Below are 22,576 nucleotides of genomic sequence, written 5' to 3'. Positions count from 1 at the left end.
CGGGGCCGGCAGACTCAAGCCCGGCCGGTCTCGTTCGAAAGCAGCGCCGGGTCGATCCCTTCCGCCCGCCATGTCGCCATCCAGCGGCCTTCGGGCGGGGTCTGGAACAGGACTTCACGGTGGCCGTCGGCGGCGTACCAACCGTGGTGGCGCATTTCGGCTTCCAGCTGCCCGGCGCCCCAGCCCGCATAGCCCAGGGCCATGATCCACTGCGATGGTCCCTGCCCCTCGGCGATCGCGCGCAGCACGTCCATCGAGGCGGACAGCGCGCACAATCCCTCCACCGCAATGGTATCAGCCCCGCCCCAGTCGGTGGAATGGAGGATGAACCCGCGTCCCGGCTCCACCGGCCCGCCGTTCATGACCTCGCGGTTGGGCGAGACGCCGGGGTCGATGTCCAGTTCCTCCAGGACGTCGTGGAAACGCACGCCCTGACGGACATGGCCAATGCCGATGCCCAGCGCGCCGTTCTCGTCGTGGACGCACATCACATTGACCGAGCGTTCGAATCGCGGATCGAACATGCCGGGCATGGCAAGCAGGATGCGCCCCGATAGGTACTGTTCCACTGTCACGCCCCGCATTCTAGGCAAGGCGCACAGCACCGCAAGCCCAACGAGAGAGTCCGCTTTGACGATGCGACGGGGCAGCCTTATGTCCTGCGCCAAAGGAGACCTTCCGCCGTGACACTGCTGTTCGACCTGCCCGCCGTTCCCACTGTTCCCGTGCTTGGCACCGAGGGCCGCTATCCCGTGCGCCGGATCTTCTGCGTGGGGCGCAATTACGCCGCCCACGCGCTGGAACTGGGCAATGCGGTCGACCGCGAGGCGCCGATCTGGTTCAACAAGGCCCCCGCCGCGCTGTGCCTTTCGGGCGAGACCATTCCCTATCCGCCCGGCACCGCGAACTGCCATTACGAGATGGAACTGGTGATCGCCATCGGCGCACCGGCCTTCCGCGTCGCTGCCGAAGATGCGATGGCGGCGGTCTACGGCTACGCCTGCGGCCTCGACATGACCCGGCGCGACCTGCAGAACGCCGCCAAGGCCAAGGGCTACCCCTGGGACACGGGCAAGGACTTCGAGAACGGCGCGGTTATCGCGCCGATCACCCCCGCAGGCCAGTTCGGCGCGGTTGCCGACCAACGCATTACCCTCGCCCAGAACGGTGTCATCAAGCAGGACGGCACCCTGTCCGACATGATCTGGTCGGTCCCCGAACTAATCGCCGACCTTTCGCGCCTCTACCACCTGGAACCCGGCGACCTGATCTACACCGGCACCCCGGCAGGCGTGGGCCCGGTTTCCCCGGGCGACGTGCTGAAAGGCACCATCGACGGCCTCGCGCCCGTGGCGCTGGAGATCGGCGCGGCGGAGTAACACCAAAATCGGCCCGCCCAAACCGCTCGGCATGAGCGGTGGGGGCGGGCAAGGGCAGCTCACCACCAGCGCCCGCCGCGCCTTGCCAGCGGCAGGGGTTGGCCTAAAGACGGGCGCCATGATTTCAAACCGGCGCCTGGCGGCCATGCCCCTCCTCACCCTGGTCTCTCTCCTTGCCGCCGCCCCGGCCCGCGCCGAGGACGATGCGGGCGATCCGAAAGGCCCCATCGTGGTGACCGGCCGGGGCCTGCGCGAAGGGCCGGCTACCCCGGCCTACGACGTGCAGACCATCGCGCGCGACAAGCTCGCTTCCAGCGCCTCTGGCCGGATCGAGGATGTGCTGGCCTCGGTCGCGGGGTTCCAGCAATTCCGCCGCGCCGACAGCCGAGCGTCGAACCCGTCCAACCAGGGCGTCACCCTACGCGCGCTGGGCGGCAATGCCTCCAGCCGGGCGCAAGTGCTGCTCGACGGCGTGCCGGTGGCCAATCCTTTCTTCGGCTATATTCCGCTCAGCGCGCTGGCCCCTGACCGGCTCGGCTCGGTCCGGGTGACGCGCGGCGGCGGCATGGGCGCTTTCGGCGCCGGCGCGGTTTCCGGCACGATCGAGATGGAAAGCGCCGGCCCGGACCAGATCGGCCCGATCCAGGGCTCCGCTCTGGTCGACGACCGGGGCGAAACGCAAGGCGCGCTCACCCTCGCCCCCCGCCTTGGCGAAGGCTTCGTCGTCGCCTCTGTGCAGTGGGACCGGGGCCAGGGCTTCTGGACCACGCCCAAGGACCAGCGCGTCGCCGCATCCGCCCGCGCCGCGTATGAAAGCCTGTCCGGCTCGCTGCGCGCGGTCGCGCCGCTGAGCGACACGGTCGAAGTGCAGGCATCGGGCCTCGTCTACGATGACCAACGCACGCTGCGCTTCAAGGGCGCCGATTCGACCTCGTCGGGCCAACAGGGATCGCTGCGCTTCGTGGGCCGGGGAGATTGGCAGTTCGACGTGCTGGGCTTCGTTCAGGCGCAGGATTTCTCCAACATCGTCATCAGCTCGACCAGCTATAAAAAGACGCTCGACCAGAAGAAGACACCGACGCTGGCGGTGGGCGGCAAGGCCGAACTGCGCCCGCCGGTGGGCGAGGCCCACGTCCTGCGGCTGGGCGCCGACCTCAAGGTGTCGAGCGGGCACCTCGTCGAGCTGCCTTATAGCGCCGTCACCGGCCTTGCCACCGCGTTTCGCCGCGCGGGCGGCAAGCAGTCGGACCTTGGCCTCTACGTCGAGGATGACTGGACGCTGGGCCAGTTCGTGGTCACCGCCGGCGCGCGGGCCGACCGCTGGACCATCCGCGACGGTTTCTACCGCGAACTCAGCGCCAGCGGCGCGGTCAACAGCGACACCCGCTTCGCCGACCGCGACGGGTGGAGCGGCAATGCGCGCGGCGGGATCGTGTGGAACATCGCGCCCGCCCTGTCCCTGCGCGCCGCCGCCTATTCGGGCCTGCGCCTGCCGACCCTAAACGAGCTGTACCGGCCCTTCGTGGTGTTCCCGGTGACCACGCAGGCCAATGCCGACCTCAAGCCCGAGCGCCTGCGCGGCTATGAGGCGGGCGTGGACTTCCACCCGTCCGAAGCCCTGTCCGTCTCGGTCACTGCCTTCGACAACCGCCTGAAGGATGCCGTCGCCAACGTCACCCTCAGTTCCACGATTCGCGAGCGCCAGAACGTCGACGCCATCCGCGCGCGCGGGGTGGAGGCCAGCGCCGACCTCAAGCTGGGAAGCGTCGACCTTTCCGGCTCGCTTTCGTGGACCGACGCCAAGGTCGAGGCGAGCGGAACACAAGTCGCGCTGAACGGCCTGCGCCCGGCGCAGGTGCCCAAGCTGGCCGCCAGCGGCACCGCGTCATGGGCGCCGCGCGATGGCTGGCGCCTTGCCGCCACCGTGCGCCGCACCGGCGCCCAGTTCGAGGATGACCTCGAAACCGACGTGCTGCCCGCCGCGACCACGCTCGACCTGTTCGCGCAGGTGCCCGTCACCCGGTTCGTCTTGCTGGTGCTGCGCGGTGAAAACCTGACCAATGAGACGATCGTGACCCGCAATCAGGGCGGCTCGATCGACCTTGGCGCGCCGCGCACGCTGTGGGCGGGGATCAAGGTAGGCTTGCGCTGAAGCCTCGGCTGGGGCACCCGCCAGACATGCGCAAGGCCACCGCACCATGACCCGGCTTACCGTGAACGACCGCCCGGTCGAATTCGCGATGGACCCGCGCACGCCGCTGCTCTGGGCGCTGCGTGACGGCGCCAATCTTACCGGCACCAAGTACGGCTGCGGCGTGGGCGATTGCGGCGCCTGCACCGTCATGGTCGACGGCGCGGCCCTGCGCGCCTGCCTCATCACCCTGGCCGAATGCGAGGGCCGTTTCGTGGTCACGATCGAGGGCCTTTCGCACGATCGCTCGCACCCTGTGCAGCAGGCGATGGTGGCGGAGCAGGCCATCCAGTGCGGGTTCTGCACGCCGGGCATCGTCATGAGCGCGGCGGCGCTGCTTGCCCACAACGCCAGCCCCAGCGAAGCCGAGATCAAGGCCGCGATCCCCAACCTGTGCCGCTGCGGCGTCTATCCCCGGCTGCTGGGCGCGGTGCAGCGCGCCGCCGCCGTAACCCGCCGCGAGGACACGATCAGCGCCGCGCCCGCCCCCGGCATCGCGCCCGAGGATGCGGCCCGCGCGGTTCCCGCCCTGAAACCCTAAGGAGTACCCTCATGAACGCCACCATCTGGCACAACCCCGCCTGCGGCACCTCGCGCAAGACGCTGGCGATTCTCAGCGAAACGCCGGGCGTCGACGTCACCGTGGTCGAATATCTCAAGACCCCGCCGAGCGCCGAAAAGCTGGGCCAGCTCTACCGCGATGCCGGCATCACACCGCAGCAGGGCCTGCGCCTGCGCGGCACCGATGCCGCCGAGCGCGGCCTGCCCGATGCCGACGACGAGACCGTGCTGGAAGCCATGGCTGCCCAGCCCGCCCTGATCGAACGCCCCCTGGTGGAAACCGGCAAGGGAGTGCGCCTGTGCCGCCCCCAGGACCTTGTCCAAGAGATTCTCTGAGGCATTTTTCCCATCGTCCCGTCTCATCCACAGGCCCCATCGCCTTGCAATGACGCGGACAATCTGCCACCGCATGGCACATTCATGACATCATAACCTTGCGAGAGCTTACCTCAGCATGACCAGTACAGAGCTTGCCCGAGAGGCGCTGCCCCAGCGAATCAAACGCAAGATCAAGCAAGGCATGGGGCCATGGGGCGTGTTCCTCGAAGGTTTCCTGCGCAATCCGGTGATGGTCGGCTCGATCATCCCGTCCTCGCGATTCACGATCAACCGCATGTTGTCGAAGGTCGACTGGCCAAGCTGCAAGCTGTTCGTCGAGTATGGACCGGGCGTTGGCACCTTCTGCCAGCCGGTGCTCGACAAGCTGCCGCGCGACGGCATGATGCTGGTGATCGACACCAACCCGCTTTTCATCGACTACCTGCGCAGCACGATCCGCGACAGCCGCTTCGTCGCGGTGCTCGGCTCGGCAGCGGACGTCGAGGAAATCGTGCGGGCGCATGGGCATGAAAAGGCGGACTACGTATTGTCAGGCCTGCCCTTTTCGACCCTGCCCGACGGCGTGGCCCCCGCCATCGCCGCCGCCACCTACCGCGTCATCCGCAAGGGCGGCGCGTTCCTGGTCTACCAGTTCCGCCCCAAGGCCAGAAGCTACATGGCCAAGCACTTCAAGCGCATCGACGACGCGATCGAGCCGATCAACGTGCCGCCCTGCTTCATGTGGTGGGGCTGGAAGGACGAAGACGAAGGCTGAGGCCTCGCCCTCGGCTTTTGCCACCTGAAACGAAAAAGGCCGCCCGCTCGTCAATTCGAGCGGGCGGCCTTTTTCGTTCGCCTTATCCGCCGGCTATTCGAAAGTACTCGCGACCATGTCGGCCGAAGGGCCCGCCAGTTGGCGGTGTGTCTGGCTGAGCACCGCAGCAAGAACGATGCTTGCCGCCGCACCGATTGCGCCGGAAACCACTCCCATCACCAGCACGGCGATATTTCCCTGGCCCAGCACCAGCATCACCGGCCCGACCAGAACGAACGTCGAGATCAGCGCAAGCGCGAGATAGCCCACCATGAGCAGCGTATAGAACCCGAAGAGACGCAGACTGTTGCCGCGGGTCAGGCGCCATGAACGCGCCATCGCCGCGATTGGATTGCCGGCTCCCTCGTTGACGATCACCGGGACCACCAGCGAGAATTTCACAGACGCATATGTCAGCGCCAGCAGGACCAGGACAACCGCCAGGATCGAACCCGCGCTGGCCGCGCCGGCCAGCGTGAACAGTCCCACCAGCACCATCGAGAACGCCACTGTCGCCAGCATCGTGCCAACGAAGCCGACGACGCCCACTGCAAACAGTGACGGCAGCGCGCGCAGACCGGCCCCGATCGATTCGCCCACCGTCGGTCTTCCCCGGTCGCTGATGAGCGCCGTGACGGAAAGATAGCCGATCATCTGCGCCAGCATACCGCCCAGGCCGAAGCCCAGAAGCAGGCCCATGTTGTCGCCCATCAGGCGGTTCATCACCTGCGGCTTGTTCATGGCTTCCATGATCTGCGTCTGAAGGTCCGTCAGGAACACCGTGGATAGCAGCGTGGGCAGCAGGAAGAACACGCCGCCCAGCGCCAGCAGCACCTCGCGATTGGCGCGAACGGCGGCCATGGCGTCGCCCCAGGCCCGGTTGCTGTCGAACTTCATCACTTACTCCACACCAAGGCTTTGCCCTAGTGTAGAGCCGGGTTCGCCTAAAGGCACTTGATAACCGCAGGGAATGACGCCACGCAACGCGCCATGACGATTCCCGCAATTCTTCCGGGTGATATCGAGCTGCGCATCTCGCGCGAGCCGGTCCCCTATCGCGAAGCGCTGGAGGAGATGACCGCGCGCAATGCCGCCATCGCCGCCGGCGAAGCACGCGAACTGATCTGGCTCCTGGAACATCCGCCGGTCTACACCGCCGGGACCAGCGCCGCCCTGGACGAACTCCTCGACCCGCGTTTCGAGGTGGTCGAGGCCGGGCGCGGCGGACGCTATACCTATCACGGCCCGGGCCAGCGTATCGGCTACGTCCTGCTGGACCTCAAGAAACGTGCCCGCGACGCGCGCGGCTTCGTCCACGGCCTCGAAGGCTGGGTGATCGAGACCCTGCGCGATTTCGGAGTCGAGAGCTTTCGCGCCGACGGCCGCATCGGCATCTGGACCACCGACGTCGACAGCCGCGAGGCGAAGATCGGCGCCATCGGCGTGCGCATCCGCAAATGGGTGACGATGCACGGCTTTTCAGTGAATATCCGCCCCGACCTGTCGCACTTCACCGGGATCGTTCCATGCGGCATCGAGGAATTCGGGGTGACCAGCCTGGCACGCCTTGGCCGCGAGGTTGATTTTGCCGCCTGGGACGAGGCGATGATCGCCCGCGCGCCGGCATTCCTTGCCACCCTCGAAAGCCCATGCCCCCGTTCGGAGACCGCAGAATGACTGCTTCGCGCCTGATGATCCTGGCAGCCGTCGGCACGGCCCTGCTGCTGGGCGGCTGCAACAAGAGCGCCGACGACCAGCCCAAGGCGGCTGCCGGCGGCGACCTGCTGCCGCGTTCGGCCAGCGACGATATGTTGCCTTACGACACCGTTCGCTCGCAGGCCTCGCTATCGGCTCCGGATGCCGAACTGGTCGATGGTGCTCCTCCTGCCGCAAGGCCTGCAGCTGCCGAATCAACCGCACCCGAGGACGATGTCGTCAGCCAGCCAGTTACTCCGGTCGATCCGGCCCCGGCACCGGCCCCGGAGACGCGCACGCAGTAACCGCCACCCGCCGGATCAACCGGGCCCGGCAAGTCTGTTTAGCCGGCGTTGAAATGTCGCAGGATCTTGCCGTCCAGCGGCTCCTTGAAGCGCACCGCGATCCGGCTGGCCCCCCTTTGCGTGGCGGTAGCGGCGAACGGCCCCATCGCCCCGATCCACAAGGAAAAGTCGGCATCGAACAGGCCGCGCGGAGCATCGGTTTCGAGGTCGCAGCCCCCGTCCGCCAGTTCGCATATACGCACGTGGGCCTTGTCGCGGGCGCTGACGCACTCGCCGTACAGGATCATTGTCATTGTCTTTCAGCCGTCCGGTTGCCCGGCGTCCTCTTTTTGTTTTTTTGGTCGGCTGAATTAAGGACATCACCTCGCCCAGCCGGCGAGGTTCTGCCCCGCACCCACTCCTGATACCCGACCTAAAGGTCAGAACGGTTTCAGGCGAGTGTCAAATTTATGATGGACGAAAGGACCCTCCGAATTACCGGGAGACCCGTTCGTCCAAATCTGTTCAGGCGGCTTCGTTTTGCGACAGGTCGCTACCGGCGGGTTCCTTTTCGTTCCCGACAAGCGCCTTCACGAACTGTTCGCGCCAATGGATCACATCCTCCTGCCTGACCGAGGCAAGCAACCTGGCATGGCGACGCTTGCGCTCGGCCAATGGCATATCGAGCGCACGCTTGATCGTTTCCGCCACGTGTTCCACGGAGTGCGGGTTCACCAGAAGCGCATCCTTGAGCTGCAGCGCCGCGCCCGCGAACTGCGAGAGAATCAGTACACCGGGGTCCTCGGGGTCCTGCGCCGCGACATATTCCTTGGCCACCAGGTTCATGCCGTCGCGCAAAGGGGTGACCAGGCCGATCTCGGCGGCACGGTAATACCCGGCAAGCTGCGCGCGGGGATAGCCCCGGTTGACGTAGCGGATCGGCACGAAACCCACATCGGCATGGGCGCCGTTGATATGGCCGGTCTTGCGCTCCAGGTCTTCGCGTATCTGCTGGTAGCTGGCAACATCACCCCGGCTCGGCGGGGCGATCTGGAGCAGCACCGCATCGCCGGCCTGTTCAGGATGATCGGAAAGGAAGCGGGCGAAGCTCTCGAAACGCTCCCCCAAGCCCTTGGAATAGTCGAGCCGGTCGACCCCGATCAGGATCTTGCGGCCGCGCACGCTCGACTTGAGGACATTGTAGGCTTCCTTGGCCTCATCACTTTTGGCCGCCTCGGTGAATTCGGCAAAATCGATACCGATCGGGAACGCACGGGCCACGACCTTGCGCCCCTTGTAGTCGATCGAATTGTCGAGATTGACCTTGAGGCCCATTTCCTTCTGCACATAATGCAGGAAGCTCTCCAGCCACTCGGTGGTCTGGAAACCCAGCACGTCGTATTCCAGCATCGAGGCGACCAGACGCTCATGGAAAGGCAGCGAAGCCAGCAGGCGCGTGGGCGGCCAGGGCGTGTGCAGGAACAGGCCCATGCGGTTCTTCACGCCCTTCCCGCGCAGGATCGAACCCAGCGGCAGCAGGTGGTAATCGTGAACCCAGACAAGGTCGTCCGGCTCGATCAGCGGCAGCACCGACGCGGCGAAACGCTCGTTCACGCGCTCGTAGCCCTCGCCAAAGTTGCGGTCGTATTCTGTCAGGTCGATGCGGTAGTGAAATAGCGGCCAAAGTGTGCGGTTGGCGTAGCCGTTGTAATACTCGTCGATGTCCTGTGGCTCGAGATCGATGGTGGCCGTAGTGACATCGTCGTTGCGCTGCATATCGAGATGGCCGGTGAATTCGGCGGTTTCCTGCCCCGACCAACCGAACCAGATGCCCCGGTGCTCACGTAGCGCGGAATTGAGAGCCACCGCCAATCCGCCCTGGGCCCCGGCTGCGCCAGCGGCCTTGGGTACGCTGACCCGGTTCGAAATGACGATCAATCGGCTCATGTGTAGTCCCCTGTCGCACCCGGCAAAGGGCACCTCATGGTAAGGCCGCGCTTCTTGGCGCAGGCATGGAAAGGCAGGATAGCAGGCATTGTCAACGCCAGTCCCGCCACGACCGGGACAGCTGCCCGGCGCAATTGATGATCCCCACCAGCGAGTAGGTCTGCGGGAAATTACCCCACAGCTCGCCCGTCTCGAAATCCATGTCCTCGGACAGCAGGCCCGACTTCGTGCGGTGCGCCAGCATCGCCTCGAAGATGCGGCGCGCCTCCTCGTCCTCGCCGCTGCGATGAAGCGCCTCGATCAGCCAGAAGGTGCAGATGTTGAAGGCGGTTTCGGGCAGGCCGAAATCGTCTTCGCTGTCATAACGCAGCATATGCTCGCCCCGGCGCAGGGCCTTCTGAACCGCTTTGAGCGTCGCCTTGAACCGGGGATCGTCGGCCGGCAGATATCGCAGCTCGACCATCTGCAGCAAGCTGGCATCAAGCTGCGAACCACCGAAGCTGGCGGCATAGTGGCCACCCGCGTCGTGGCCCTCGACGAGATGCCAGGCGCTCTCGTCGATATGGGCGCGCACGGTATCGGCCCGCTCGCGCCAGAGCGCGGCGCGGTCATGAATACCCAGGTGCTCGGCGGCATTGGCAAGGCGGTCGCAGGCGGCCCAGCTCATGACGCTGGAATACGTATGGATCGCGGTGCGGGTGCGCAGTTCCCACAGCCCTGCATCGGGCTGGTCATGGGTTTTCCACGCCATCTCGCCGATCTGTTCGAGACCGCGGAAATCGTCCTCGTTGGCGATGCGCAGCAGGCGCTGGTCCCAGAACGCCTGGATAGAGGGCAGAACGATCTGGCCGTAGCAGTCGTTCTGCACCTGATAGTAGGCGGCATTGCCCACGCGCACCGGGCCGGTATTGCGATAGCCGGGAAGGTCGGGCGCCTCCCACTCGATGATCTCCTTGGCGCCGCTCACCGCATAGAGCGGCTGCACCACGCCGCCCGGGGCATCGGCCACAATGTTGCGCAAGTACGCGAGGTATTTCTCGAGAACGTCCAGCGCGCCCAGGTGGTTCAGCGCCTGTACGGTGTAATAGGCGTCACGGATCCAGCAATAGCGGTAGTCCCAGTTGCGCTGGCTGCCCGGCGCCTCGGGGATCGAGGTGGTGAGCGCGGCGACGATCGCGCCGGTCTCCTCGTGCTGACACAGCTTGAGGGTGATCGCGGCGCGGATCACCGCATCCTGCCAGTCGAGCGGCGTGGCGAGGCCGCGTACCCACATTCGCCAGTAATGGCCCGTCTTTTGCAGCATGGCATCCACGTCATGCTCGACGTTGCCATTGAACGGCTCGTCCGGGCCGAGGAAGAAATGCAGCGACTTTTCGAGGCGGAACCAGCGCTCGTCGAGGACGTAGCCTACCGGGCAGTCGGTCGTCAGTCGCATGGCGTTGCGTTCGACCAGATAGCGCACATGGTTCGAGCCTTGCGTGATCGGGGCCAGCTTGGCGCCGTAACCGCTCATCGGGGTGAGGATCGTGCGGATGCGCGGCGCGCCCGAAACGGGGCGCACGATGCGCGCATAGGCGACCGGGCGGTACATCCGCCCCTCGCGCTCGAACCGGGGGGCGAAATCGTAGATTTCCACCGCACCGCCATTGGCATCTTCCAGCCGGGTCACGAGGATCGGCGTGTTGCGCAGGTAATGCTGGCTGGCCGAGACCTGGCCCTCCAGCTCGAAACGCCAGGTGCCGGCGTCCTGCCCCTTGTCGCCGCGCAGGAGGGCGCAGAACGTCGGGTCGCCGTCGACCCGGGGCACACAGCCCCATACGATCGCCCCGGCTTCGTCGATCAGTCCGCTGACCTGGCAATTGCCGATCGGCCATAGTTCCAGAGTGCTGACGGGATCTGGCGAAGACACGGCTGATACGGTGGCAGTCGTCATGGGCGGGTCTCTCCTTCGGGCTGGGCAGCGGGCGCTGATGCGAGCCCATCTTCCAGCCAGGTGTGGACGGCGGCGACGTCGGGCAGGCGCAGTGCGGCGGCGGTGGCGCGCATCGGCCCCACCAGCACACCTTGCCCGCCCAGATGACGAACCGCCCGGAAGGCGTCCTCGTCGGTAACGTCGTCGCCCAGGAACAGCGGGGCGGCCCCGGCAAAGGCGGGAAGCCCCATGAAACGGGTAACGGCAGTGCCCTTGTCGGACCCCGGCATCGCCAGTTCAATCACCTGCTTGCCGTGCTTCATGGCAAGACCGCCATCTTGTGCGAGTATCTGCGCGCAGGCCAGCAGACCTTCGAGCGCCTCGGGATGGCGGCGGTAGTGAACAGCGACGCTGAACGGCTTGGGCTCGACCAGCAGGCCGCCGTTGGCAGCCGCGAAACGCTCCAGCGCGGCGACCACGGCTGCGGGCAGCGGATCGGCAAGCGGCTCGACCTCGGCTCCGGCCCGAGAGCGGAATTCACCCCCATGCGAACCGGCAACCGCCACCTCCACCGGCCCCAGAAGCGCTTCGAGCGCCGCGATCGAACGCCCGGTGACAATCGCCAGCCTGCCGCCAAGACGCCGCGAAAGCGCAGTGATCATGCCGGCAAGGCGAGGCGCCACCACGACTGCGTCGGGATGATCGGCGATCTCCACCAGCGTGCCATCGAAATCGAGGAACAGGGCGATGTTCGCCCCGGGGTCGAGCGCAGGGGGAAGCGGCAGGTCGTCTTCTGCGGCGAATGCGGGCCCTGTGTGCGATGGACTGGCCATCCGCGGCGTACTGGCCGTTGGCAGGCTCGCTTGAAAATTGGTCATCGGTGCTCGCTTCGCCCCCGGTTGGCATGGATCAGCAGCGCGGCATCGAAAACCACGCACAGGCCGGGCGGCCCCGTTCCACCACCCGGGCCATTAGCCGAACGGCCATGGGCCCGCGTTGTTCCCTTGTTCCGCCAGTTTTCGCCGCAGTGCAACACGCTCGCCATGATATGGGGTTAAACCGCCACGGATCGACCGCTTCGGATCGAAACTTTTTTGCAACTGCGAATGAAATCGCGGTAACCGAAGGTCCACCCGACGTATTGGCCCTTGCCTGATCGTCCGCGCCGCGCTTTGGATGCGCCGGTACGTTCCGGGCTTCCGGCGCGGGTACATGGCGGAACTGGCGCGAAAGGCGTGTGAATGAAGAAAATAGTGGCGTTCGATCTCGATGGGACCCTGGCGCTGAGCAAGCAGCCGTTGACCGACGAGATGGCCGAGCTGCTCTCCCAGTTGCTGACGGTGGCACAAGTCGCCGTGATCTCGGGCGGGGACTGGCCCCAGTTCGAAAAGCAGGTCGCCAGCCGCCTGCCCGCCCATGCCGATGTCTCGCGTCTGTGGATGCTGCCCACCAGCGGCGCCAAGCTCTACCTTCACCGCGAAGGCGCCTGGGAAGCGATCTATGCCGAACTCTTCACCGACGAGCAGAAGGCCGAGATCCTTGCCGCCTTCGACGCTTCGCTGGCGGCGACCGGCTTCACCCCGGAAGAAGTCTGGGGTGAGCGGATCGAGGATCGCGGCAGCCAGATCACCTTCTCTGCACTGGGCCAGCAGGCCCCGCTTGACGCCAAGGAGCACTGGGACCCGGACTTCGCCAAGCGCAAGGTCATTCAGGCCGATCTGATCAAGCGCCTGCCCGGCGTCTCGATCAACCTGGGCGGCGCGACTTCGGTGGACGTGACCCAGCCCGGCATCGACAAGGCGTGGGGCCTCAAGCGTCTGTCCGAGCGTAGCGGCGTGGCCGAAGCGGACATCCTGTTCATCGGCGATGCCATCTTCCCCGGCGGCAACGATTACCCGGCCAAGACAATGGGCCTCGACACCGTCTGCGTGCGCGACGCGGCCGATACCGCCAATGTGATAACCGCCATCATCGCCTGCCAGAAGGCCGGGTAAACCGTAGCGCAAAGGCGGGAATGCGGGCATGAGGACCAGCTGATGCCCGCATTCTACCTTACCCTGATAGCAGTGCTGCTTGCCGGCTTCGGAGCGCGCGATCAGGTGACGATCGCAGGGCTCGGCCAGCGGCAGGGCCAGCGGCCAGCGGTGCTGGTCACCGCAATCCTCGGTGCGCTGCTGACCGCGTCGCTTGCAGCCTATGCCGCCCACTTCATGCTGGAGCAGCTGCCGCCCCCCGCACGCACGATCTTCGCCGCCATCGCGCTGGGATTGGCCGGCCTGGAATCGATGATTCTCGCGCCGCGCCGCGACCCGCGCGAGCCGACAAATTCGCTGGGCGCACTAGGGATCGTGCTGGTCGCCCAGCAGGTTACCGATGCGGCGCGCTTTGTCATCTTCGGCATGGCGGTGGGCTATGCCGCGCCCTGGCATGCCGGGGCGGCGGGCATGATGGGCGGCGTGATTCTCGTCACTTTCGCCTGGGTCCGGCCGGACCTGCTCGGCACCCCTCCCGCGCGCTGGACAAGGCGGGTGGTCGGGGGCTTGCTTGTGCTTGCCGCCAGTACGATGTTCCTTTCGGAATTCGGGATTCTCTGATCGCGATTTGCGATCGAACCTGCGCTTTTCATTCGCGTTGCCAATTTATAGAACCGTTCACAACGAACCACGAAGAGGGAACCGTCATGACTTCCAAGGACAACTCGAAGGCCGCCCTGATCGACAGCCTCAACGGTCTGCTGGCCGATACCTTCGCGCTTTACGTCAAGACCAAGAACTTCCACTGGCACGTGCGCGGTCCGCAGTTTCACGACCTGCACCTGCTGTTCGACGCGCAGGCGGCAGAAGTGTTCGGCCTGACCGACCTCATCGCCGAGCGCGTGCGCAAGCTGGGCGGCACCACGCTGACCTCGATCGGCGCCATCGGTGCGAAGGCCACGATCAAGGACGAGGACGACACAAGCCTGGATGCGATGGCCATGGTCAAGGCCCTGTTCGACGACAACACCGCCTATGTCGCGACGCTTAAGGCGACCAAGGAACTGGCCGGCGAAGCCGGCGACAACGCCACTGACGGCGTGATCGACGACTGGACCGACCAGGCCGAGCAGCGCGCCTGGTTCCTGCGCGAGATCATCGCGTAAGAGATTTCGTCCTGGTGATTTCACATCGCATGGGGGAGTGCTAGAGACTTCCCCATGCCCAGGATTGAAATGATCGAAGGCGCCGACGACGGCGCCATCGCCGCTTGGTTCGCGCAGCGCCTGCGCGCCACTCTCGCCATGTCTCCCGAAATAGCCGTGACCGTGCCGGGCGGTTCCACCCCGTTCCCGATCTTCGACCGGCTGGCAAAAGAAGCCCTGCCCTGGCCGCGCATTTCCGTGTGGCCGGGGGACGACCGTATCGTCGAGGAGGACCACCCCGCCAGCAACGTCGGAAAAATCCGCGCCCGGCTGGAGCCCGCAGGCGCCTGTATCGTGCCGCTGGCGCAGGACGCACAGCCGCCCCGCTTCGCCATCGCCTGGCTGGGCATGGGCGGCGACGGTCATGTCGCCTCGCTGTTCCCCAACACCGATCCGCGCGCGAACGATCCGCAGGCGGTACGCCGCCTCACGCCCGATCCGCTTCCCCCCGAAGCGCCATTCGACCGTCTCAGTCTGACGATCCCATCGCTGGTGAACAGCGACGAGATCGTTTTCGTGATCCGCGGCACCGACAAGCGCGCTGTTTTCGACGCCGCCGCGAAGGGCGAAAACGACCTGCCCGTCGCCCGCCTGCTCAAAGCTGCGCGGCACAAGGTCACCTGTTTCTGCTGAACCTTATCCCGGCGCCGCTGCACCGCGCGCTTTACCGGATGGCCCATGCCCTGCGCGTCCAGGTCTGGCGAGTATGGCGCCCCGATGTGCACGGCGTGCGGATCCTCGTGCTCGATGGGCAGGACCGGGTGCTGCTGGTCCGCCACTCCTACGGCTCGGATAAATGGACGCCGCCCGGCGGCGGGATGCGGCGCAGCGAAGACCCCCTGCTTGCCGGCGCGCGCGAACTGCGAGAGGAAACCGGCTGCCGCCTCATCGAGCCGCGCGTTCTGCAGATCAGCGACGAGAACCTGCACGGCAGCAGCAACGCAGTGCGTATCGTGGTGGGCCGGACCGGCGACGAACCCCGCGCAGACGGCCGCGAAATCATCGAAGTCCGCTTCTTTGCACTCGATGCCCTGCCGGCGCATATGCCCGCAGGGCTGGCACGGCGCGTACAGGCATGGGCCGCCCAGATCACTTGATACCGCTACACCGCTCGATCAGGACCTGAGGCCATCCTCACGCAGGTCATCGCGCAGCGCGGGGCTTGCCCGATCCCATTCGATCCCATCCATGCTGACGAGATTGAAGCGTCCGAACAGGTCCGCGAAGCGGTTACGTTACAGATACTTGCCGATTGCCGGACACCTTTCCCATTTCGGGGGATATTTGGCCTGTTCCAAACCAGGCCTACAGTGCCTTGTCGTAAACCGCATATTCCCGGTTCACCTTGCTGTTGATGGCATCGGCGATGGCGACCATGCCCTGATTGTCCTCCAGCACCCAACCGATCTCGGCACGCTTGGTCTCGAAGTTCGCGATTGCTGCACGCCGGATGTACTCGATCATCATGAAGGCCAACTGACTGGCGAGGCGCGATGACTGCAGGCTCTTGCGAACCCCCATCAGCGGCACGCGCATGTCGGCGGGCTTGGGCTTGCGCAGCCACAGCAGCAGCTTGATCAGACCCAGGACAGACGGTTTGCCATTACGCTTGTTCACCCGCATCTGGATGCCGTTGAGGTCCGGCAGCGTCATCATGAACGCCACCGGCTCGCCGTCATATTCGGCGATATGGATCAGCGCGGGATGGACCAGCGGCTTGAGCGCCTTGCCGGTATAGGCGATCTCTTCGGGCGTGAAGGGCACAAAACCCCAGTTGTCCGACCAGGCATCGTTGAGGATTTCGCAGATGATCGCGGCATCGCGGTCGAACTGCTTGAGTTCCACCTTGCGGATGCGGATACGCGCGTTCTTCTCGCCAGAAGCAACGATGCGCTGGATCAGCGGCGGAAATTCCTTCCGAACGTCCAGATCGAAAGTGCGCAGCATCTTCACCAGACCATAGCCGGCGCGCTCGATCCAGCCCTGATAAGCTGCATTGTGGTGCGCCATCATCACCATCGGCGGGTGATCGTGGCCCGAGACCTGGATGCCCGGCTCCTCCCAGACGGAGAGGTTCATCGGCGCGATGACGCGCGTCATGCCCTGCCCGCGCAGCCACTCCTCGGCAGCGGCGATCAGTGCGCGCGCGGTATCCTCGTCTTCCGCCTCGATCGCGCCCCAGTTGCCGGTGCCGGGACCCATGCCCTGTTCGACCGGCTGTTTCAGCGCCAGTTCATCGATATGTGCCGATATACGGCCGATAACCCTGCCATCGCGGTGGGCCAGGAACAGCTGGACTTTGGCATGTTCGAAAAAGGGGTTCTTGCCGGGGGTGAACTTGGAAATCTCTTCCGAGCGCAAGTTGGGCACCCAGTTTTGATCTGCGGCATTAAGCCGATAGGCGACATCGACGAAAGCGGCGCGATCGGCCTTGCTGGAGACGGGAGTGATCACTAGTTCGGCCATGGCCACGATGCTGCCTTTGTTTCGGCTTAGGGAAATGTGTGAGCGCGACGTGCTGCGCCAAGCGGCACATTGTCAAGCCCACTACCTGGCCGAGCTGTGCGGCGATACACGGCGAACCCCGTCCGAGGCGCATTTTTGCCCGGATGCCTTTGGAACTCTTTAACGATGAATGCCCAGAAAGCGATCGACCCGGCCACGACCAGCGCGCGCGATTCCGCGCCGTCTTCCACGTGGCACTCGCAGATGCCGGACGACAAGGAGATGCTGCGCGCCGCGGTCGAGCTGACGCGCGACATCGCCGCCGCGCGTCCCGGCATATACTGGACCGACATGCTGGCCAGCACAGCCGTCGGTTACGGCGCGCTGGCAGGGGCAATCCTGGTAGGTAATCCCCTGATCGCGGTGCTGCTCGGGCTTCTTTCAGCGCTGGCGCTTTACCGCTCGCTGCTGTTCATTCACGAACTGACCCACATCCACAAGGACGCCCTGCCCGGCTTCCGCTTCACCTGGAACCTGCTGGTCGGCGTGCCGATGCTGATCCCCTCGTTCATGTATGAGGGCGTTCACACCCAGCACCATGCCCGCACCCGCTACGGTACGCCTGAAGACCCGGAATACCTGCCGCTGGCGCTTATGAAGCCGTGGAGCCTGCCGGTGTTCGCCCTTACCGCGATCCTGCTGCCTCCCGCGCTTCTGCTTCGTTCGGCCGTGCTTGTGCCGCTGGGCGCCTTGATTCCGCCGCTGCGCACCCTGGTGTGGGGCCGCGCCTCAGCGCTCGCCATCAACCCGCAGTACCGCCGCCGCAAACCCGAAGGCGAGTTCGCTCGCATGGTTTTCTGGCAGGAACTGGGCTGCTCGACATGGGCGCTGTCCGTCCTGGCGGCCAGCATCGCCTGGGGCTGGCGCCCGCTGGGAATCGCGCTTTGCGTGGTTTCGCTGACGGCTTTCCTCAACCAGGTTCGCACGCTGGTCGCGCACCTGTGGGAGAATGACGGCGAGGCGATGACGGTCACCGCCCAGTACCTCGACTCGGTGAACGTACCGCCGCCGGCGCTGATTTCCTGGATCTGGGCTCCAGTGGGCCTGCGCTATCATGCGCTGCACCACCTGCTTCCCTCGATGCCTTATCATTCGCTGGCCGAGGCCCACCGCCGACTCAGCGCGCATCTGGGTGAAGCATCGACCTATCGCAAAGCGAGCTATCCGGGCCTGAGCCCGCTGCTGGCACGGCTGGCGCGCAGTACGATGACGGCACGGTAATCGCCGCCTACCAGCGCCATACTCAAACGAAGGAAATGCTGGGATTGAGCGCCGCGCGAACACCCCTTCCCCGGATTGGCGAGGGGTAACGCACTTATTCCTCGGTGCGGATCAGAACCGTCTCGCCGATCAGCGCGAACAGCAGGAAAGGCGCCCAGGCAGCGATGAACGGCGGATAGCCTCCGAAATTGCCCATCGCCAGCGCGGCGTTGTCGAACACGAAGTACGCAAACCCCAGTGACATCCCGATCACCGCGCGGATCAGCAGCGCCCCCGATCGCGCAAGGCCGAACGCGGCCACTGCGCCCAGCAGCGGCATCAGCGCCGAAGACAACGGCCCCGACAGCTTGTGCCACCACGCCGCATCGAGGGCGGTAGTACGCCGCCCCGCTTCGTGGACGGCGTTGATCGAGCCGGCCAGCGTGAAGATATCCTGCGAATCCGCATCGACCTTGGAAATATAGATCTTGGCCGGCGTGATCCCCGGAGCCACCGTCGCGAAGGCAAGGCGGCTGGTCGTGGTGTTGACAACATCGAACCTGACGGGACGATCCAGCTTCCACCCGGGGTTCATGAAAGTGGCTCGATCGGCGCGCAGCTGCTCGACGATCATGTCGTTGGCATCGCGGCGATAGAAGGTGACGCCGTTTAGAGTCAGCGCATTGCCCTCACCGGTCAGCGACTGGGCCAGAAGCAGGTCGCGCCCGTCGGCAAGGTAAAGGTTCGCTTTCGGCCCGGTCGCCTTGGGAATCGGGCCATAGTCCACCGCGGCCCAGGCATCGAGCGTGGCGGTGGCGCGCGTCACCACGCGCTCGTTGAAGGCGAAGCTGAAGCCGGAGATCACCAGCGCGGTCAGGATCAACGGTGCCAGCACCTGATGCGCCGACAGCCCCGCCGCCTTCATCGAGATGACCTCGCTGTTCTGGTTCAGCGTGGCCAGCGTGATGATCGTGGCCAGCAGCACCGAATAAGGCAGGAACCGCGCAACCAGCTGCGGCGCGCGCAGGGTCACGTAGTAAAGCAATTGCATCTGCCCATTACCCTGATGCGCCAGGATATCACCGCTCTCCCCCAGAAGGTCGAGCACCTGGAGCACCAGCACCAGCATGATGAGGACTGCGAAGATCCGGGTGACGAACAGCCGCGCCAGATAGAACGTCAGCGAGCGCGACGGAAAGAATTCAAGCTGCATGTCAGGTCTGGTCCGCCGGAGTGGGCAGATTCGGGCCGCGCCGCGAACGGCGCAGCAGCGACTTCAGGCGCTTCAGCACCTTGTCCGACGCGGTTTCGAGCCAGCCGAGCGGCTGGCCGCCGGGCACATAGGCGATGCGCCAGTACATCCACAGGATCAGCAGCGCGAAGACCAGGAACGGCCCCCACAGTCCGAGAATCGGGTTGATCTTGCCGAGCGAGGCAACGTCGTTCGCGTACTGGTTGACCTTGTGATAGGCCACAACCATCACGATCGACACGAACAGGCCAAGCGCTGATGTGGATCGTTTGGGCGGGATCGCCAGCGCCACCGCGAGGAGCGGCAACAGCAGCATCATCACGACTTCGACCATGCGGTAACTGAAATTCGCCTGGCTGGAGGCGCGCTCCTCCGGCGAGGCACTCTTGTTCCAGCCCAGCTTCAGCAGTTCCGGAAGGAGATATTCGCGCTCCTGCCCGCCGCGCTGGCGGAACTTCTCTATTGCAGGAAGTTCGATCGGCAGGTCATGGCGGGTGAAGGATAGCACACGCGGCATCTTGCCCGGCATGTCCTGAATGATCTGGCCCTGCTGCAGGCGCAGGATAATCGTGTCGGGCTGGTCCTTGAGCGCGAGGAAGCGGCCCTCGCGCGCCGAGATCGACAGGACCTGGCCCTTCTGATTCGCCACGCGCGCGAAGATGCCCATCAGGCGCTGCCCGTTGTCCTTGCTCTCGTCGATACGCAGGGCGATGCGGTCCTTTAGCGCCGTGAACTCACCCACCTTGATCGAGGCGCCTAGCGCACCCGACTTCAGCTCGTAGTTGAGTTCCTCGTAGTAGTAGCGCGACAGAGGCTGAAGGTACCCGACGATGGCGAAGTTGGCACCGATCAGCACCACGGTGATGATGTAGGGCACACGCAGCATCCGGGTGTAGCTGAGCCCCACCGCGCGCATGACATCGAGTTCGCTGCTGGTCGCCAGCTTGCGGAAGGCCAGCAGGATGCCCAGCATCAGCCCCAGGGGGATCGCGAGGCTGGCATATTCGGGCAGCATGTTCGCCAGCATCTTGAAGACGACGCCGATCGGCCCCCCCTCCGTCGCAACGAAATCGAACAGCCGCAGCATCTTGTCCATGACGAGCAGCGATGCGGCGAGCACGAAGATACCCAGCATCGGCATCAGCACGAGGCGCAGGATATACCGGTCAATGGCGGTCATGAACTTCAATTAGAGCACTTCCCGACCGGGGTCACTGAACGTCCCTCCTCGGCCCTTAACGGTTCGCGGCCCCGAGGGCAAAGCGATTTGTCGCATTGCGATCCGGGCATGCGGGATCACGCCGCCCTACTGTACTGACAGCAGTCCGCCGGGCGAAGCCTACAACGTGGACGGCATGGGATTGTTTCCGCAGGAGGAACGGAAAAACGCGCAGATTCAGCGCGTAAGGCACGAAAAGCCATAGCTTCGACCCAAGGCGGCGAAAAGCTCAGGCTTTTTCCAGCGTGCACTGGAGCGGGTGCTGGTTCTGCCGGGCGAAGTCCATCACCTGGTTCACTTTTGTTTCCGCGATTTCATAAGGGAAGATGCCGCAGACACCCACGCCCTTCTGGTGGACATGAAGCATCACGCGCGTGGCCTGCTCGAGATCCATGTTGAAGAAACGCTTGAGACACATCACCACGAATTCCATCGGGGTGTAGTCATCGTTGAGCATCAGCACCTTGAACTGGCTGGGCTTCTTCGGCTTGGCGCGGGTTTTGGTGGCAATACCGATCTGGTGATCGTCGCCAGCGCCGCCGGGATCGTTGTCACCGGGGCCACCGCCGCCAGCGGAATCGTCGTCACCCCCCGCAGCCACGGTCAACGCGGACACGCCAAGGGAAAGCAGGAGGTCGGATTCGGCGATAGGGGGAATCATGATGGCCAGAATATCGTACCGGGGCACCCGATAACAAGATGCCCCGGCCCATATTCTCTGAATTGGCGCTCAGACGGTCGGAAGAATCGCTTCATCCGACCGATCGGAGCGACCCGTTCGGCTCAGATCGAGACCGAACGCGCCTTTTCCATGGCGATGCTCATGCGGCCCGAGAGGGGCGCGAACGAGTCGCTGAACAGCTTGAGCATGGCTTCGCTGTTCTTCGAGCTGTACGCCACGGCGCTGTCGAAGTTCTTGCGGACCATGTCGCCCTGGAGCTTGAAGAAGTCGGTCGGCGACTTGGCGGCAGCCAGTTCCTTGATGTCGCCGGTCATGGCTTCGAAAGCGGTGCGGCCTTCGGCCACCAGTTCCGAGCCCATGCCCTGAACGCCTTCAGCCAGGATCTTGCCGGAAGCGACGCATGCCTCGACATTGCCCTTGGTGAATTCGGTGACTTCGCCAAGCACGCTGGTGCTCTTTTCGAAGGCTGCCTTGGCCTTGGCCTGGGCTTCGGTCATCGCGTCCTGAAGGCCGACGAAGTTAGTGCTCATGTCCATATTCGTTTCCTCGAGCATGAAGTTGGTGAATAGTCCTGCGAAGACGGGCTTGGTTTTAGGTGCGGTCTTTGGTGCCGCCTTGGGAGTGGCCGCCTTCGGGATCGTGACCACCGCAACCGGGGCCTTCACGTCCTTGGCAACCTTGCTGATCGGCGGAGTCGGAGCGACCTTTGCCGGAACAACTTTTTCGACCGGCTTCGACTTCGCGGCAGGCTTGGCCTGGGCGACGGGCGCGGTCTTGATCTTGGGTTTCGGGCCGGGTTTCGCCTTGACGGCGGGAGCCTTGACCTCGGGAACCTTGGCGACGGGCTTGGCCACAGCCTTAACCGGAGCAGGCGCCTTGACGGGCGCGGCCGGCTTGGCAGGGACCGGCTCGGGAGCCTTGCCGGCGGGCGCCGACACAACCTCAACGGGCTTCGCCTGAACCGGCTTGGCTTCGACGGGCTTGATATCGGCCACCTTGCTTTCGGTCGGCTTGACCTCGGCAGGCTTGACCTCGGCAGGCTTGGCGACTGCCGGCGCCTTGGCAACATTTGCTGCGATAACATCGCCCGCTGGCACGGCCTTGGGAGCCTCTACGGCCGGGGCCTTGTCCTTGGGGTCTTCATGGTCGGCCATGTTTATGATCCAGCCTTAGGTGAAAACTTGCACATCAGCCGAGCCTGCGCCCAGCACCGGAGCAACGCACGAGTCGTTTACATCGTTGCTGCGTTGCAAAATAAGTTTTTGCAGGCGCGAAGTCAACAGCGTTATGTTGCATCGCAACAAAATGTTGCACCGCAGCATTTCTTACCTTGTGAACAGTCCTCAGGATTTAAGCCACTGGCCGATTGCAACAATGTGTCAGCCAGCGGATTCCCGACGACGCCGATCAATTAAATTGCAGCAGGATCGGTGGTAATT

General features: G+C 64.8%; 25 protein-coding genes. 14 read left to right on the top strand and 11 right to left on the bottom strand.

Going from position 1 to position 22,576, the window contains the following annotated elements; genetic code table 11:
• Positions 1-14: 14 nt before the first annotated feature.
• Positions 15-584 (bottom strand): YqgE/AlgH family protein, encoded by a 570-nt coding sequence (locus V474_RS15390; RefSeq protein WP_059152348.1) that lies wholly within the window; start codon positions 582-584, stop codon positions 15-17.
• Positions 585-683: 99 nt separating this feature from the next.
• Here V474_RS15390 and V474_RS15385 point away from each other — a divergent pair, with 99 nt between their 5' ends.
• The 5 genes from V474_RS15385 to V474_RS15365 all read left to right on the top strand — a co-directional run bounded on the left by V474_RS15385 (position 684) and on the right by V474_RS15365 (position 5,224).
• Positions 684-1,379 carry a fumarylacetoacetate hydrolase family protein gene (locus tag V474_RS15385; protein ID WP_059152347.1) on the top strand — a complete coding sequence of 232 codons (696 nt, stop codon included), beginning with the start codon at positions 684-686 and terminating at the stop codon, positions 1,377-1,379.
• Positions 1,380-1,497: 118 nt separating this feature from the next.
• The gene (locus tag V474_RS15380) at positions 1,498-3,531 is read left to right on the top strand and encodes a TonB-dependent receptor (protein WP_059152346.1); all 2,034 of its coding nucleotides are present in this window, start codon (positions 1,498-1,500) and stop codon (positions 3,529-3,531) included.
• Between the two features lie 46 nt (positions 3,532-3,577).
• Positions 3,578-4,111 (top strand): (2Fe-2S)-binding protein, encoded by a 534-nt coding sequence (locus tag V474_RS15375; protein ID WP_059152345.1) that lies wholly within the window; start codon positions 3,578-3,580, stop codon positions 4,109-4,111.
• An 11-nt stretch (positions 4,112-4,122) separates the two neighbouring features.
• Entirely contained in the window at positions 4,123-4,467 is a 345-nt protein-coding gene (locus tag V474_RS15370) for an arsenate reductase family protein (protein WP_059152344.1), read from the top strand.
• A gap of 118 nt (positions 4,468-4,585) precedes the next feature.
• The gene (locus V474_RS15365; RefSeq protein WP_059152343.1) at positions 4,586-5,224 is read left to right on the top strand and encodes a class I SAM-dependent methyltransferase; all 639 of its coding nucleotides are present in this window, start codon (positions 4,586-4,588) and stop codon (positions 5,222-5,224) included.
• A gap of 93 nt (positions 5,225-5,317) precedes the next feature.
• Here V474_RS15365 and V474_RS15360 read toward each other — a convergent pair whose 3' ends face one another.
• Positions 5,318-6,160 (bottom strand): hypothetical protein, encoded by an 843-nt coding sequence (locus V474_RS15360; protein WP_059152342.1) that lies wholly within the window; start codon positions 6,158-6,160, stop codon positions 5,318-5,320.
• A 93-nt stretch (positions 6,161-6,253) separates the two neighbouring features.
• Here V474_RS15360 and lipB point away from each other — a divergent pair, with 93 nt between their 5' ends.
• Positions 6,254-6,940: a lipoyl(octanoyl) transferase LipB gene (lipB, locus tag V474_RS15355; protein ID WP_059152341.1), complete on the top strand. Its 687-nt coding sequence runs from the start codon at positions 6,254-6,256 to the stop codon at positions 6,938-6,940.
• Positions 6,937-7,263, top strand: a complete 327-nt coding sequence (locus V474_RS15350) for a hypothetical protein (RefSeq protein WP_059152340.1) — start codon at positions 6,937-6,939, stop codon at positions 7,261-7,263. The genes lipB and V474_RS15350 overlap by 4 nt, the downstream gene beginning before the upstream one ends.
• 38 nt (positions 7,264-7,301) lie before the next feature.
• Here V474_RS15350 and V474_RS15345 read toward each other — a convergent pair whose 3' ends face one another.
• The 4 genes from V474_RS15345 to otsB all read right to left on the bottom strand — a co-directional run bounded on the left by V474_RS15345 (position 7,302) and on the right by otsB (position 11,934).
• A complete protein-coding gene (locus V474_RS15345; protein WP_059152339.1) occupies positions 7,302-7,556 on the bottom strand; it encodes a hypothetical protein in 255 nt (84 codons plus the stop codon).
• A 211-nt stretch (positions 7,557-7,767) separates the two neighbouring features.
• Entirely contained in the window at positions 7,768-9,189 is a 1,422-nt protein-coding gene (otsA, locus tag V474_RS15340; protein WP_059152338.1) for an alpha,alpha-trehalose-phosphate synthase (UDP-forming), read from the bottom strand.
• A gap of 91 nt (positions 9,190-9,280) precedes the next feature.
• The gene (locus V474_RS15335; RefSeq protein WP_059152337.1) at positions 9,281-11,122 is read right to left on the bottom strand and encodes a glycoside hydrolase family 15 protein; all 1,842 of its coding nucleotides are present in this window, start codon (positions 11,120-11,122) and stop codon (positions 9,281-9,283) included.
• Complete coding sequence (gene otsB / locus V474_RS15330; protein ID WP_148649415.1) at positions 11,119-11,934, bottom strand: trehalose-phosphatase; 816 nt, start codon at positions 11,932-11,934, stop codon at positions 11,119-11,121. Before otsB ends, V474_RS15335 begins: the two co-directional genes overlap by 4 nt.
• Positions 11,935-12,342: 408 nt before the next feature.
• Between otsB and V474_RS15325 the strand changes: the two genes are divergently transcribed.
• The 5 genes from V474_RS15325 to V474_RS15305 all read left to right on the top strand — a co-directional run bounded on the left by V474_RS15325 (position 12,343) and on the right by V474_RS15305 (position 15,376).
• A complete protein-coding gene (locus tag V474_RS15325; protein WP_059152335.1) occupies positions 12,343-13,095 on the top strand; it encodes an HAD-IIB family hydrolase in 753 nt (250 codons plus the stop codon).
• Positions 13,096-13,137: 42 nt separating this feature from the next.
• Positions 13,138-13,695 (top strand): hypothetical protein, encoded by a 558-nt coding sequence (locus V474_RS15320; protein WP_059152334.1) that lies wholly within the window; start codon positions 13,138-13,140, stop codon positions 13,693-13,695.
• 86 nt (positions 13,696-13,781) lie between these two features.
• Complete coding sequence (locus tag V474_RS15315; RefSeq protein WP_043972289.1) at positions 13,782-14,240, top strand: Dps family protein; 459 nt, start codon at positions 13,782-13,784, stop codon at positions 14,238-14,240.
• Positions 14,241-14,294: 54 nt separating this feature from the next.
• Positions 14,295-14,912, top strand: a complete 618-nt coding sequence (locus V474_RS15310) for a 6-phosphogluconolactonase (RefSeq protein ID WP_059152333.1) — start codon at positions 14,295-14,297, stop codon at positions 14,910-14,912.
• A 38-nt stretch (positions 14,913-14,950) separates the two neighbouring features.
• Entirely contained in the window at positions 14,951-15,376 is a 426-nt protein-coding gene (locus V474_RS15305) for an NUDIX domain-containing protein (protein ID WP_236711285.1), read from the top strand.
• Positions 15,377-15,584: 208 nt separating this feature from the next.
• On the opposite strand, the gene V474_RS15300 is transcribed toward V474_RS15305, so the two are convergent.
• On the bottom strand, positions 15,585-16,745 hold the full coding sequence (locus V474_RS15300) for an N-acetyltransferase (RefSeq protein ID WP_236711284.1): 1,161 nt from the start codon (positions 16,743-16,745) through the stop codon (positions 15,585-15,587).
• A 165-nt stretch (positions 16,746-16,910) separates the two neighbouring features.
• Between V474_RS15300 and V474_RS15295 the strand changes: the two genes are divergently transcribed.
• Entirely contained in the window at positions 16,911-18,005 is a 1,095-nt protein-coding gene (locus tag V474_RS15295) for a fatty acid desaturase family protein (protein WP_082699810.1), read from the top strand.
• A gap of 94 nt (positions 18,006-18,099) precedes the next feature.
• On the opposite strand, the gene lptG is transcribed toward V474_RS15295, so the two are convergent.
• The 4 genes from lptG to V474_RS26835 form a co-directional block, all read right to left on the bottom strand.
• Complete coding sequence (lptG, locus tag V474_RS15290; protein ID WP_059152331.1) at positions 18,100-19,197, bottom strand: LPS export ABC transporter permease LptG; 1,098 nt, start codon at positions 19,195-19,197, stop codon at positions 18,100-18,102.
• Between the two features lies 1 nt (position 19,198).
• Positions 19,199-20,425 carry an LPS export ABC transporter permease LptF gene (gene lptF / locus V474_RS15285; RefSeq protein ID WP_059152330.1) on the bottom strand — a complete coding sequence of 409 codons (1,227 nt, stop codon included), beginning with the start codon at positions 20,423-20,425 and terminating at the stop codon, positions 19,199-19,201.
• 259 nt (positions 20,426-20,684) lie between these two features.
• Complete coding sequence (clpS, locus tag V474_RS15280; RefSeq protein ID WP_201786043.1) at positions 20,685-21,116, bottom strand: ATP-dependent Clp protease adapter ClpS; 432 nt, start codon at positions 21,114-21,116, stop codon at positions 20,685-20,687.
• A 122-nt stretch (positions 21,117-21,238) separates the two neighbouring features.
• Positions 21,239-22,291: a phasin family protein gene (locus V474_RS26835; RefSeq protein WP_059152329.1), complete on the bottom strand. Its 1,053-nt coding sequence runs from the start codon at positions 22,289-22,291 to the stop codon at positions 21,239-21,241.
• On the opposite strand from V474_RS26835, the gene V474_RS25635 reads away from it, so the two are divergent.
• Positions 22,280-22,552 carry a hypothetical protein gene (locus V474_RS25635; protein WP_148649414.1) on the top strand — a complete coding sequence of 91 codons (273 nt, stop codon included), beginning with the start codon at positions 22,280-22,282 and terminating at the stop codon, positions 22,550-22,552. The genes V474_RS26835 and V474_RS25635 overlap by 12 nt on opposite strands.
• Positions 22,553-22,576: the final 24 nt, after the last annotated feature.

Origin of the sequence: Novosphingobium barchaimii LL02 (assembly GCF_001046635.1) — a bacterium.
In the GTDB taxonomy this organism is placed as follows: domain Bacteria; phylum Pseudomonadota; class Alphaproteobacteria; order Sphingomonadales; family Sphingomonadaceae; genus Novosphingobium; species Novosphingobium barchaimii.
This window is presented reverse-complemented; position numbering and strand designations above follow the sequence as displayed.